Origin of the sequence: Algoriphagus locisalis (assembly GCF_900116615.1) — a bacterium.
Lineage (GTDB): Bacteria > Bacteroidota > Bacteroidia > Cytophagales > Cyclobacteriaceae > Algoriphagus > Algoriphagus locisalis.
Genome location: NZ_FPBF01000002.1, coordinates 440,373 through 453,523, shown reverse-complemented (window position 1 = coordinate 453,523; position 13,151 = coordinate 440,373). Strand labels below are relative to the sequence as shown.

At 41.3% G+C, this 13,151-nt stretch carries 12 protein-coding genes; 6 read left to right on the top strand and 6 right to left on the bottom strand.

All coding sequences use genetic code 11. The features are described 5' to 3' along the window. The first annotated feature begins 99 nt into the window (after nt 1-99). A complete protein-coding gene (gene carB, locus BM386_RS06920; RefSeq protein WP_091692334.1) occupies nt 100-2,919 on the top strand; it encodes a carbamoyl-phosphate synthase large subunit in 2,820 nt (939 codons plus the stop codon). Between the two features lie 23 nt (nt 2,920-2,942). Next, nucleotides 2,943-3,209 (top strand): DUF4834 family protein, encoded by a 267-nt coding sequence (locus BM386_RS06915; protein WP_091692333.1) that lies wholly within the window; start codon nt 2,943-2,945, stop codon nt 3,207-3,209. A gap of 81 nt (nt 3,210-3,290) precedes the next feature. Here the strand turns inward: BM386_RS06915 and BM386_RS06910 are convergent, their stop codons facing one another. Together BM386_RS06910 and BM386_RS06905 are read right to left on the bottom strand one after the other, a co-directional pair. Then, on the bottom strand, nt 3,291-4,484 hold the full coding sequence (locus BM386_RS06910; RefSeq protein WP_091692332.1) for a class I SAM-dependent methyltransferase: 1,194 nt from the start codon (nt 4,482-4,484) through the stop codon (nt 3,291-3,293). Continuing rightward, entirely contained in the window at nt 4,484-5,473 is a 990-nt protein-coding gene (locus BM386_RS06905; protein WP_091692331.1) for an aspartate-semialdehyde dehydrogenase, read from the bottom strand. The genes BM386_RS06910 and BM386_RS06905 overlap by 1 nt, the downstream gene beginning before the upstream one ends. Before the next feature lie 201 nt (nt 5,474-5,674). Here BM386_RS06905 and BM386_RS06900 point away from each other — a divergent pair, with 201 nt between their 5' ends. From BM386_RS06900 to scpB, 4 genes are all read left to right on the top strand, one after another. Continuing rightward, nucleotides 5,675-8,170 (top strand): lamin tail domain-containing protein, encoded by a 2,496-nt coding sequence (locus BM386_RS06900; protein WP_170857053.1) that lies wholly within the window; start codon nt 5,675-5,677, stop codon nt 8,168-8,170. A gap of 70 nt (nt 8,171-8,240) precedes the next feature. Beyond that, the gene (locus BM386_RS23600) at nt 8,241-8,411 is read left to right on the top strand and encodes a hypothetical protein (RefSeq protein WP_170857052.1); all 171 of its coding nucleotides are present in this window, start codon (nt 8,241-8,243) and stop codon (nt 8,409-8,411) included. A gap of 367 nt (nt 8,412-8,778) precedes the next feature. Then, on the top strand, nt 8,779-9,162 hold the full coding sequence (locus tag BM386_RS06895) for a TraR/DksA family transcriptional regulator (protein WP_091692329.1): 384 nt from the start codon (nt 8,779-8,781) through the stop codon (nt 9,160-9,162). 3 nt (nt 9,163-9,165) lie between these two features. Then, nucleotides 9,166-9,726: an SMC-Scp complex subunit ScpB gene (gene scpB, locus BM386_RS06890; RefSeq protein WP_091692328.1), complete on the top strand. Its 561-nt coding sequence runs from the start codon at nt 9,166-9,168 to the stop codon at nt 9,724-9,726. Here scpB and BM386_RS06885 read toward each other — a convergent pair. The 4 genes from BM386_RS06885 to era form a co-directional block, all read right to left on the bottom strand. Next, a complete protein-coding gene (locus BM386_RS06885; RefSeq protein WP_091692327.1) occupies nt 9,723-10,346 on the bottom strand; it encodes a SprT-like domain-containing protein in 624 nt (207 codons plus the stop codon). The genes scpB and BM386_RS06885 overlap by 4 nt on opposite strands. Nucleotides 10,347-10,411: 65 nt before the next feature. Further along, nucleotides 10,412-10,609 (bottom strand): hypothetical protein, encoded by a 198-nt coding sequence (locus BM386_RS06880; protein ID WP_091692326.1) that lies wholly within the window; start codon nt 10,607-10,609, stop codon nt 10,412-10,414. Nucleotides 10,610-10,686: 77 nt separating this feature from the next. Beyond that, on the bottom strand, nt 10,687-12,000 hold the full coding sequence (der, locus tag BM386_RS06875; protein ID WP_091692325.1) for a ribosome biogenesis GTPase Der: 1,314 nt from the start codon (nt 11,998-12,000) through the stop codon (nt 10,687-10,689). 2 nt (nt 12,001-12,002) lie between these two features. Next, a complete protein-coding gene (gene era, locus BM386_RS06870; protein ID WP_091692324.1) occupies nt 12,003-12,896 on the bottom strand; it encodes a GTPase Era in 894 nt (297 codons plus the stop codon). Between the last annotated feature and the right edge of the window lie 255 nt (nt 12,897-13,151).

Below are 13,151 nucleotides of genomic sequence, written 5' to 3'. Positions count from 1 at the left end.
TTGATTTCTTTACGATTTAACCGTGCCCCTTCAGAATATTTTTTTAATTTTGCCCCAATTTGGACTTAAGCAAAACTTTCTCTTCAATCTCCCTCTCTAATGCCTAAAGATAGCAGCATCAAGCACGTTCTCATCATTGGTTCAGGTCCCATCGTTATTGGTCAAGCTTGCGAATTTGATTACGCAGGCTCCCAAGCAGCAAGGTCTCTTCGTGAAGAAGGCATCATTGTCACGCTGATCAATTCCAATCCTGCAACGATCATGACTGATCCGGTCACGGCCGATAATGTGTATTTGCTTCCTTTGGAAAAGAAATCCATCGTACAAATTCTCAAAGACCATCCAGACATCGATGCCGTCCTTCCTACCATGGGTGGACAGACAGCCTTGAATCTCGCGATTGACTGCGAAAAAGGTGGAGTCTGGGCAAAATATGGCGTGAATATGATCGGGGTAGATATCGATGCGATCGATACTGCCGAAAACCGTGAGAAATTCAAGGCACTGATGGAAAAAATCGGTGTTGGCGTCTGTAAAGGCGGTACAGCGACCTCCTTCCTTCAGGGGAAAGAAATCGCCCAAGAAATTGGTTTTCCATTGATCATCAGAGCTTCTTACACCCTAGGAGGTGCTGGTGGAGCATTCGTAGAAACAGCTGAAGAATTTGAAAAAGCGCTATCTGCTGGACTTCAGGCCTCTCCGGTTCATGAGGTTTTGATCGAGCAAAGTATCATAGGCTGGAAAGAATACGAGCTGGAAGTGATGCGTGATAATATAGGCAACATGATCGTGATCTGTTCTATTGAGAACTTTGATCCGATGGGTGTGCATACAGGTGATTCCATCACGGTAGCGCCGGCGATGACCTTGCCAGATACCACGTATCAGCGCATGCGGAACTTTGCGATCACGATGATGAATAGCATCGGGAACTTTGCCGGAGGCTGTAATGTGCAGTTCTCAGTGAGCCCTGACAATTCTGAAATCATCGGCATCGAAATCAACCCTCGGGTGTCCCGCTCTTCGGCTCTGGCATCTAAAGCAACGGGTTACCCGATTGCAAAAGTAGCTGCCAAGCTTGCGATAGGTTATAACTTGGATGAGTTGAAAAACTCAATTACCGGGACAACTTCCGCATTTTTTGAGCCTTCTATAGATTACGTAATCGTGAAAGTTCCTCGTTGGAACTTTGATAAATTCAAAGGAGCTGACAGAAGACTCGGTCTATCGATGAAGTCTGTGGGTGAAGTGATGGGAATCGGTAGAAACTTCCAGGAAGCACTTCAAAAAGCGTGTCAGTCACTTGAGATCAAAAGAAATGGGCTAGGTGCTGATGGCAAAGAACTTCGCAATCAAGACGAAATACTTTACTCTCTTGCTAATCCAAGCTGGAATAGATTGTTCCATATCTATGACGCATTCAAGCTTGGGATCTCTTTCAGGACTATTCAGGATTTGACCAAGATCGACAAATGGTTCTTGAAGCAAATCGAAGAATTGATCCACTTAGAGAAGGAAATAGAGAAATTCAAATTGGATACAATTCCTGTGGAACTGATGGATCTGGCTAAGCGTAAAGGTTATGCTGATCGTCAGATTGCGCATTTGTTGGATTGCTTGGAAAGCGAAGTTTTCGACAAGCGTTATAAGGAAATGGGTATCAAACGAGTTTATAAACTGGTGGATACTTGTGCGGCTGAGTTCGAAGCGAAAACCCCGTATTATTACTCTTCATTTGGTACTGAAAATGAGTCTGTAAAGTCAGACCGTAAAAAAGTAGTTGTTCTGGGTTCTGGGCCAAACAGAGTAGGTCAAGGAATTGAATTCGATTACTCTTGTGTTCATGGAGTCCTGGCGGCCAAAGAATGTGGCTTCGAGACCATCATGATCAACTGTAATCCAGAGACAGTTTCAACAGACTTTGATATCGCCGATAAGTTATACTTCGAACCGGTTTTCTGGGAGCATATCTACGAAATCATTCTTCATGAGCAACCTGAGGGTGTGATCGTTCAGTTGGGCGGTCAGACCGCCTTGAAACTAGCTGAGAAGATGGAGAAATACGGAATCAAAATCATTGGAACCAGCTTTGAGGCTTTGGATCTGGCGGAAGATAGAGGAAGATTCTCCAGCTTATTGAAAGACCTAGACGTTCCTTACCCTGAATTTGGAACTGTACATAATACTGACGAAGCGCTTGAGCTTTGCAAGACGATTGGTTTCCCATTGTTGGTTCGCCCAAGTTATGTGCTTGGTGGCCAGGGTATGAAGATTGTGATCAACGAAAAAGAGTTAGAGCAGCATGTAGTGGATGTCTTGAGAGATATTCCGAACAATGAAATCTTGCTTGATCACTTCTTGGAAGGTGCTATCGAGGCCGAGGCTGATGCGATTTGTGATGGTGAAAATGTGTATATCATCGGAATCATGCAGCATATCGAGCCTGCTGGGATTCACTCAGGTGATTCTTATGCAGTGCTTCCTCCTTATAACTTGGGAGATTTGGTGATTCGCCAGATCGAAACTTACACGGAGAAAATCGCTCTTGCACTCAGAACTGTAGGTTTGATCAACATACAGTTTGCGATCAAAAATGATAAGGTTTACATTATCGAGGCGAACCCAAGAGCTTCTCGTACGGTACCATTTATTTGCAAAGCTTACAGAGAACCCTATGTAAACTATGCCGTAAAGGTAATGTTGGGAGAGAAAAAAGTAACTGATTTTGAATTCAAGCCTTACAAAAAGGGTTATGCTATCAAGGAACCAGTTTTCTCTTTCCATAAATTCCCAAAAGTGAACAAAGAATTGGGACCGGAAATGAAATCCACAGGTGAGGCGATTTACTTTATCGAAGATCTGATGGATGATTATTTCTTGAAAATCTACGCAGAGAGAAATCTCTATTTGAGTAGATAATTTAGAACCATAAACTATAGCCGATGGGCTCATTATTAAAATTTGTAGTTATTCTATTAGGGATTGGCTGGCTTCTTGGCCAGCTGATCCGATATTTTCTTCGAAGTAAATTAGCGAAGTTTGCCCAGCAAGTGAATGAAGTAGCCAAAGAGGAGCAACGCGCTCAGCGCCATGCTTCTGCTTCTAAGGATGAAGTTGTGGTGGACTTTGTGCCAAAACGACAACAAGAAAAGATACATAAAGATATCAAAGGCGGAGAATACGTCGATTATGAAGAAGTGAAGGAGTGATCCTTCACTTTTTTTCTTTTAAACCATAAAGTGCACAAAGGTTTCGCAGAGTTCGCAACCCCTATGCCAATCAAAAGGTTCTTATTCTGACTTAGCTAGCTTACACCAAAAAACCTTAAAACCATTCTGCGTTTTAGTTCCTATTAAAAAGTCATCTCCTCCATCTTTTACGCCGAGTTTTTTCTTTAGTACTTCAGAGCCACTAGCATAATTCCGAGTGATCACATTTGCCTTTCCGGTTGGAAAAAGCTTTTTGATATCCCCTTTCTTAGGTGTCACTTCCTGAATCACATTGAATATTCTAGCAGGAATATCTTTCGGGAAATCGGAAGAGGTGAACAAATGGCTATTTGAGTCTAGCTTTTTCAATTCGAATCGAGCTCCGAAAGTCTTAAAAGCCCCTGCTTTCAATACTCCGGAAAAAGGCTCAACCAAATATTTTTCTACTTCTCCATATTCAGACTGGCTATTTACTTCTTCAGTTAGCTCAAAAGAAAAACTGCTTTCTTTTGCTCCCAAGTCAATAGCTTCAATTGTTACAGGAATTTCAGTTGCTTCATTCTTCCAATGCAAAAGCAATTCTTTCACTTCATTTTTGACGGAAATCACCTGGACTTTTTGAATATCAGGGAGCTCAGAGATTGCCTGAGATATATCGAGCATCGGTGACACTTTCAGTAAAATCGAATCTGCCTTACTTTTCATCATTTCCCAAGAACTGACTACGTCTGGCTCGCAGTCCTGAAGTTTGTAGAGCTTTTGATTGCCTTTTCCCCTACGTGCTGGATCGGCATAGATCAGTTCAAAATGCTTATCCGTCTTCGCTAAAAAAGCTAATCCATCACCTTTTACAATTTCAAATTTCTTTGGTGCAAATACTTCTAGATTTTGCTCGACTATTTCAGCCAGTTCCTCCTGCTGCTCACAGTAAATGGCTTTTTCAAAGTCTCTACTTAAAAAGTAACTGTCCACGCCAAAGCCACCTGTGAGGTCAATCATCAGTGCACCTGATCTGTTTCTAGATTTGTATTCGGCTGTTTGCTCGGATGAGCTTTGCTCCAATGAAATAGAAGCTGGGAAAATCAATTGAGGATTGGAAGCCCAAGAAGGAAGTTTCTTGGTGGCTTTTTGTCGTGCAGAGATTTGTTGCACGGCTGCTTTTAAGTCGAAATCAGTTTTTCCCTGATACCTAAAAAGCAAAAGTGCAGGATCTTCCGTAAGATGATCCTGCACAAATTGTTGGAAGTCGGCCCGATGATATTGGGTCAAATCCATTAAATCAAGCCGTTTGCGAGCGCGTATTCAGCGATTTGCACGGCGTTAGTTGCAGCACCTTTTCTCAGGTTGTCAGCAACAATCCACATATTTAATGTGTTGGCCTGAGATTCATCTCTTCTCAACCGGCCTACAAACACCTCGTCTTTTTTATGAGCATTGAGCGGCATTGGATAAACGTTATTAGCTGGGTCATCCTGTACTATTACTCCAGGAGCAGCACTAAGCAATTCACGTACTTCAGCCAAATCAAAGTCTTCTTTGAACTCTACGTTCACAGCTTCAGAATGGCCTCCCATGGTTGGGATTCTCACCGTAGTCGCAGTTACTTGGATTGTATCGTCGCTGAAGATTTTTTTCGTTTCCTTGATCATTTTCATCTCCTCCTTCGTGTAGCCATTCTCTTGGAACACGTCGATGTGAGGAAGGACGTTCAAGTCAATTTTGTGCGGATAGACCATTTCTGCTTTTTCTCCAGCACGCTCTGCCATCATCTGATCCACTGCTGCTTTGCCCGTACCGGTCACAGACTGGTAAGTGGACACTACAATTCTTTTAATGCCGTAGCGGCTACGCAAAGGCTCAAGCGCCAATACCATTTGAATGGTAGAGCAATTTGGGTTAGCGATGATTTTATCTTCTTTAGTCAGTTCTTTAGCGTTGATTTCTGGAACGATCAGTTTTTTGGTCGGATCCATTCTCCAAGCAGAAGAATTATCGATAACGATCGTGCCAACCTCAGCGAATTTTGGAGCCCACTCTGTAGAAGTGCTTCCGCCAGCTGAAAATATAGCTACTTCAGGTTTCAATGAAACAGCCTCTGCAAGCCCAATTACAGTGTAAGGTTTACCTTTGTAGTCGATCTGTTTACCTACTGATCGCTCGCTGGCGACTAATAGAAGTTCGTCAAAAGGGAAGTTGTGCTCTGCTAGCACCTCTAGGATTTCTGAGCCTACCAAGCCGGTAGCTCCTACCACTGCTAATTTCATCAGATTTTAAGTAGTTGTTGAAAATTTTCGAAGCACAAAAGTAAGGGCTATGGATTCATTTTCAGACCTGTTGTGTAAATATTTTAGCCATTTTCCTATAAAAATCACCAGAAATCATAGTTTGAGATCATTTTGATAAGTATATTTAATCAGGACTTTTTAATTGCTATGCAGGTGTTTGGCGTAATTTTTATTTGGCAAATGATCTTTGTTTCAGTTTTTGCAAAAGCTGAAGAAGTAAAAGCTGCAATCGAAAATCAAATTCAGGATTTTGAGGGCGAATTTACTTTTCAAAACTATCCATATGAGTTTATGTCTGGATGGTATGGGAATGAAGTCAGGGGAACTTCTTCGAGGATTTATCAGGCAAATGGTTTAGGCAGAAATGGAAGCAAGGCTTTAGCAGTTCAGCCGATTTCCACTTTTGACGGGGAAGTGATCATTCGGCTTTCTCCCCAAGAATTTGAAGACCCCAAAGTACGATTTTGGGCTAGGTCTGCGAAAAACGGCTCAGGTGATAGACCTGCTTTGGTTTATTACACCTGGAGAAGTCAATTGGAGGGAGATTATTCAGAATGGGAAATAGTAGGAAATGCAAATGAGTTTAGTAATGAAGATCAAGATTTCAGGCTGTTTGAGTTAGCTCTTCCTGATAGTCTTTCTGATAATTCTGAAGCTTTTCTCAGGCTGAAAATCCAGTATGGACCAGGCTCCGGTACTTGTGCCAAATGGCTGATGGATGATTTTGAGTTCGGGGAATTTGTGGAGGATAAAACTGCTCCGAAAGTCACTGGAGTTCGTGGATTTGATGAAAGCCAAGTGGAAATTCAATTTGATGAGGCGTTAGATCCGGTCTTTTCTGAATTCTTGCTCAATTATAGTTTGGATGGGGTGGAACCATCAGAGGCAAGACTGGTGGCTGATTCCCTAGTTTATCTGACTTTTAAAGAAAGGCTGGAAATGGTGAGAAATTATGAACTTGGGGTGTCTCAAATTCCTGATTTAGAGGGAAATTTCCTTAAGGACACGCTTGTATCTTTTCAGTTTTTTGATCCAACTTCTATCCCTCCTAAGACTCTTGTGATCAATGAAATCATGCCAGCTCCAAAAGCCGATCTGGATCTGCCAAATGTGGAATATGTGGAGCTTTTACATGTGGGTGACTATCCTGTGAGACTGGAGGGAGTTACCTGGTCAAACTCTCGATCTACGGTAAGTCTCCCAAGTAAATGGATTCAGCCAGGTGAATTTCTGATTTTGGCACCAGAGACTCAAGCGCCGCAGTTGGAGGAATATGGAAAAGTGATTCCTGTTAGCAGTTGGCCTACTTTGTTGAACTCAGCAGATCAACTCAGTTTAAAAGATGATCTGGGAAATCTCATCGATATGATTTCATATTCTACGAGCAGTTGGGGAGGAAGTGAGTTTGCGAATGGTGGCTATAGCCTAGAGGTTGCAAATCCTTTTTATGCATGCGAACAATCCAATTTGTTAGTGGCATCAGTAGATCCGCTTCGCGGTACGCCTGGAAGACAGAATTCAATCTTCGATCTTTCGCCAGATACAACTGCACCAATTTTGGATTCTTATCAATTCACATCTTCTAAAATTCTTGTGCTGACATTTTCGAAGCCTATTCTCGCTGGCTTTGATCAAACAAATTTTGTGTTTGAACCAAGTTTGCAAGTTGATACGATCTTTCAGCCAGCTTCCAATCAGATTGAAATTAACTTTTCTGAGGAAGTTGTTGAGAATAAATTGTATAGTTTGATGATCAATGGCCTTACTGATTGCTCTGGTAATGAATTATTGCAATCCGAGCCATTTCAAATGGTTTTACCAAAGCAGGCGGTGATTGGAGATGTGTTGATTAATGAGGTGTTATTCAATCCAAGGACTGGATCGCCAAAGTTTGTTGAGCTGATCAATGTCACAGAAAATTACTTGGAGGTTGGTCATTGGAAACTTGCAAATTTTAATGACTCTGGAGAAGTAGATCAAGTGAAGCAACTGAGCGAAACTTCAATTATAATTCCTCCAAAGGGTTTTTTGGCCATTTCTACCAATACGGAAATGCTAAAGATGGATTACCCCAAGTCTGCATTTGGAAGGTTTTTGGAAATAGCTACACTTCCAAGCTATCCAATTGCCGGAGGAACGGTGGTTTTATTGGATTCTGCTGAGGAAATTGCTGAGTCATTTGCCTATTCTGAAGATCTTCACCACCCACTTTTGAGAGATCCGAAAGGAGTGTCACTTGAGCGACTTTCTACGGAGTCTTCAGCGAATGTTTCTTCCAACTGGCATTCGGCATCATCAATTGAAGAATATGCAACGCCTGGCCGAAAGAACTCGCAGGTGATTTCTGGTGAGTTTGTAGGCGAATTAATTCAAATCGAGCCTGAAGTTTTTGATCCGGAAGGAAGTAATGGAAATACTTTTACCACCATTAAGTATGAGCTAGACCAGCCGGGATGGATTGGAAGTTTTAGAATTTATGGTACTTCTGGGCAATTGATTCAATCCTTGGCTGAAAATGTGCTCTTGGGCTCGACTGGTTTATTTACTTGGACAGGTACCGATAGCCAGGGAAAAATCGTCAGGCCAGGCTATTATGTGCTTTTGGTTGAACTTTATGACTTGTCAGGTCAGGTGATGTTTATTCGGAAAACAGTTGTAGTTGCGACTAGGCTTTAATTTTTTTAGGCGCATCTGAGGGTTTAAATAGAAGAAAATTGTATCTTAAAAGGCTTAACACCCCAAAATCATGGACAAAGACCTAATCAATGAAGCCTTGCAGACTATTCACCTGCAACATGGCAAAGACCTCAAGGAGGTTGCGCAATACTTAACTATGAAATATCGGATTGAAGTCGAACTCTTGGTTCTCCAAAATCGACTGAAGAAGATATTACTTGAAGAAAAAGCCGTCGCATGATGGCTTTTTTCTTTAGACTTAGTTTTCTCCTTCTTTAGTCAGTTTATTCGATTCAAATAAGTTTTTTTGGCATTTAAAAGTCCAGATTAATAAGAGTTTTTTTTAGTTTGAAAGAATCAATAATCTCTTGGGTTTCTAGCGGATTGATTATCAGGTTTTTGAAATGTAGCTAGCTTTCTTTTGTCAATAGGGAAGCGTTTTCCTTGCTTGGTTGATTTTAACAAGCAACAAGATAAATCGGCTATCGAACTTAATTTTAGGCGAAAAGGGTGTCTTGGATTCCTTGGAAATCCAACACGTACATGTATTTTAGGGAACTAATTCAAAAAAGAACCGTCCCAATACTATTACTTAATTTTAGTTGGCTATGAGCAAGGAAGAAAAGACCGCATACTCTCAGGAAGAATTGAAGGAATTTGAGGGGATAATATTAAAGAAGCTTCAGAGTGCAAAAGAGGAATTGTATGCGCTGAAAGAATCATTGAGTAAGAAGAATGATAGTGGTACTGACTATACTGCTTCTACCTCAAAACTCCTTGAAGATGGGGCTGATACCTTAGAGCGGGAGAGCCAAAATCAATTGGCAGCAAGACAGCAGAAGTTTATTTATAATTTGGAAAATGCCCTGATCCGTATCAAGAATGGCACCTACGGTATTTGCGTAGATACTGGTAAGCTGATCGCAAAAGAAAGATTGATGGCTGTGCCGCATACCATGCATTCTATCGAGGCAAAACTCGCTAAAAAATAAGTTTTGGATTTTCTCCACAGGCATATTGAAGCGTTGATTTTTTGTGCTCCAGATCCTTTACCCAAGGGGGAGATTATAAAGTGCCTTTCAGAAATGTTTCAGGCGGAGGTTCCTGATGAGCATGTTGATCAAGCTATTAGTGAATTGACTGAAAAATATCAGTCAGAGGAGTTTTCATTTCAGTTGGAGCAGTCTGGTGGAGGGTATCAATTTCTGACTAAACCAGCTTACCAAACTTCCATAGGGATTCTTTTGCGGCAGCAATCCCAGAAGAGGCTGTCAACGGCTCAGCTTGAAACCCTATCAATTATTGCCTACAAGCAGCCTGTAACTAAGGGAGATATCGAGCAAATCAGAGGAGTGAATAGTGATTATTCGGTTCAGAAGCTTCTGGAAAAGGAATTAGTGGATATCAAAGGTAAATCTGAAGGGCTCGGAAAACCCATTTTGTATGGAACTTCCAGAAAATTCATGGAATACTTTGGGATAAATTCACTTTCGGATTTGCCTCAGCCGAAGGATTTTTCTCAGCCAGATAACCAGATAGGAGAGGAAAGAGATTAATTACTGGGCTTAACTTTCGCCAATTGTGCGATCAAATATTTTCTGCCAGAGTTCACTTCCTCACACAATACCCGAGTTCTTCGTGTTTCTCCTTTTTCAAATTCTCTTCCAGAAAGCAAAAACCGACTCCCAGGCTTCAAATCAGAAAGGAAAATAATATCGGAATTGATACTTTTTTCATCGTACTTACTCATTTCCTTCATCAGAAATAGGTCACGGGATGAGCTGGCTTTGGGATTATTCATGTGCTTGCGCAAAGGAATGAGTAGATCGATTGGGAAAACATCCGTTGACAGCATAGGTAGCATTAATCGCTGAAAAGTAGATTTCCATTCCATTCCGTGTGGTGCAATAGTTCGGCCATATTGCACATATGCATGAAGATGCGCAACTTCATGAATGTAAGTAAGGAGAAACTGATACGGGTTGAGGTCGGCGTTGATGGTGATAGTTTGAAGCGGTCTATCGGAGCGAAATCTAAAGTCTCCCAGTTTGGTTTTTCGGGAAGCAGTAGTTTTGAAAGAAAAAGGTTCTTTTTCCCAAAGATCCACAGCATAATTGACAGCAGATGCAGGGATTTTTTTTACCAGAATTTGCCTCAGGGATTCAGTTAAAGTCATTGTGAAAAGTACAAAAAAAAAGAGTCCCGAAAATTCGGGACTCAGTACATTTAGGAAGGGAAGAATTATTGAGCAGGCTCAACAACCTCAACAGTCTCTTCTACTACTACTGTAGTATCAGCTTCGATGATGATTTCTTCCTCTACAACTGGCTCTTCAACTACCTCGATAGTCTCAACAGTCTCTTCTTTAACTTCTTTGTTACCGCATGAAGCTACAGCGAACATGCTAGCGATTGCGAAAATTGCAAATACTTTTTTCATTTTTTGTGGTTTTCTTAATTACACTGCAAATGTATTACAGTTTTGATCAATAAAACAATAGACCGTTTAAATATATTTTATTTGTTTTTATAAATAATTTTTACGGGAACTCCCTCGAAATCAAAGTTTTCACGAAGCCTGTTTTCCAAATATCTAGTATAGGGCGATTTGATGTATTGAGGAAGGTTACAGAAGAATGCAAAGACTGGGTTTTTGGTCGGCAGCTGCGTAGAATATTTAATTTTAATATATTTTCCTTTCCAAGCTGGCGGGGGATATCGCTCGATTTCTGCAAGCATGACATCGTTCAATTTGGAAGTAGGAATACGACGGGTTTTATTTTCATAGACTTTCACGGCTAGCTCAATTGCCTGGAAGATACGCTGCTTCTCCAACACCGAAGTGAAGATGATTGGGATCCATTTGTTTTCACCTAATTTCTCCAACATATCATCCTTGATCTTGCCCATGGTCTTGTGGTCTTTTTCGATCAAATCCCACTTGTTCACCATGATCATTACCCCTTTATTGTTTTTGATCGCAAGGGAGATCAAGTTCATGTCTTGTGCTTCCATTCCTCTGGTGGCATCCACCATGACCATAACTACATCGGATTCTTCCAATGTTCTTAGAGAACGCATCACAGAGTAGAATTCTACATCTTCAGTTACCTTGGATTTCTTTCTGATTCCCGCAGTATCAGTAATGATGAAATCCTGTCCGTAAAGTTGGTAACGGGTGTGAATGGAATCTCTGGTAGTTCCTGCTTCATCTGTTACGATGGAGCGATCTTTACCAATTAAAGCATTCAAAAAAGAAGATTTTCCTGCATTTGGTCTTCCGAGAATCGAAATCTTCGGCGTATCCGCATCAGGATCTTCTTCTCCGTCGTCCTCAAAGTGCGTCACCACTGCGTCAAGGAGCTCTCCAGTTCCACTGCCACTGGCAGAAGCAACAGGATAAACCTCAAAGTCACTTACTCCTAATGCATAAAATTCATGAGCAGCAAAGCTTTTCTCCTGATTATCAGCTTTATTGGCAACTACGTAGATAGGCTTCTTGCTGCTTCTGAGTTCCTTAGCAAACTCGCTATCCAAGTCAGTCAGCCCGGTATGGCAGTCCACCACAAAAAGAATAACGTCAGCCTCTTCGATGGCAAGCTTTACCTGCTTTCGAATCTCCGCATCGTACATATCTTCTGAGCCAGTTACGTATCCTCCAGTGTCGATTACCGAGAAGAATTTACCGGTCCACTGGGCATGCCCGTAATGGCGATCACGTGTTACTCCACTCATATTGTCTTCAATCGCCTTTCTTTCCTCTACTAGTCGGTTGAAAAGTGTGGATTTACCTACGTTAGGTCTTCCTACTATCGCTACTATATTTGCCATGATCAGGTTGGGTCGTACCCAAATTTTTTCAGTTTCAATTTATTTTTTCTCCAGTCCTGCTCCACCTTTACGAAGGTTTCTAGAAAGACTTTTTTACCGAAGAACTTTTCGAGTTCTTCACGGGCTTGTATTCCCACTTTCTTTAGTGCAGCACCTTTGTCGCCGATGATAATGCCTTTCTGGCTATCCCGCTCCACATAGATAATGGCACGTACACTGATGATATTTTTCTTTACTTTGAAATCCTCAATAGAGACTTCAGAGCTGTAGGGGATTTCCTTTTTATAATTTTCGAAGATTTTCTCGCGGATAATCTCAGAGGCAAAGAACCGCTCGGATCGGTCCGAAAGTTCCGCTTTGTCATAAAATGCAGGATGCTCAGGCAGTCTGTCCAGAATTTCCTGTAGGATTTTCTCCGTATTGAATTTCTCGCCTGCGGAAATAGGAATTACCAATTCCGACTTAATTCTAGAGGTCCAGTAAGTAGTTATTTCTTCTAGCTGACCTGGTTTGGCGAGGTCAATCTTATTGATCACCAAAAGAACGGGTACGCCAGACTCGTTGATTTTCTCGATTACATGCTCAATATCTGCATCAGTTTCATATAAATCAGTGACAAAAAGAATGATGTCGGCGTCTTCCAGAGAGATATTAACGAAGCTCATCATATTCTTCTGAAGCTCGTACTGAGGCTTAAGCATTCCCGGAGTATCCGAAAAAACGATTTGATAATTATCGGAATTTGTCAAGCCGATAATTCGGTGGCGTGTGGTTTGTGCTTTGGAAGTGATGATCGAAAGTCGCTCACCCACAAGGATATTCATCAAGGTGGATTTGCCCACATTTGGTTTTCCTATGATGTTGACGAAGCCTGCCTGATGTTTTGGTGTATCCATGTGTAGAAATTTTTTACAAAGGTACTTGATTTTTAGACACTCCTGACGTTTTTAGTGAATTGGCGAAATAAAATTTGGCTATTAAGTATAATGAGCCAAGGCTAGCTTACAATAGGTCTAATCAATTAATAGACAGATAACTATTCTTGTATTCAATACTATTAAGGGCATACAACCTGGTCTGAAATGATACAATTTAACAGCGGATATTAAAATATTTTTCTAGCCTCTAGTTTGCATTACAAAAATAAAATC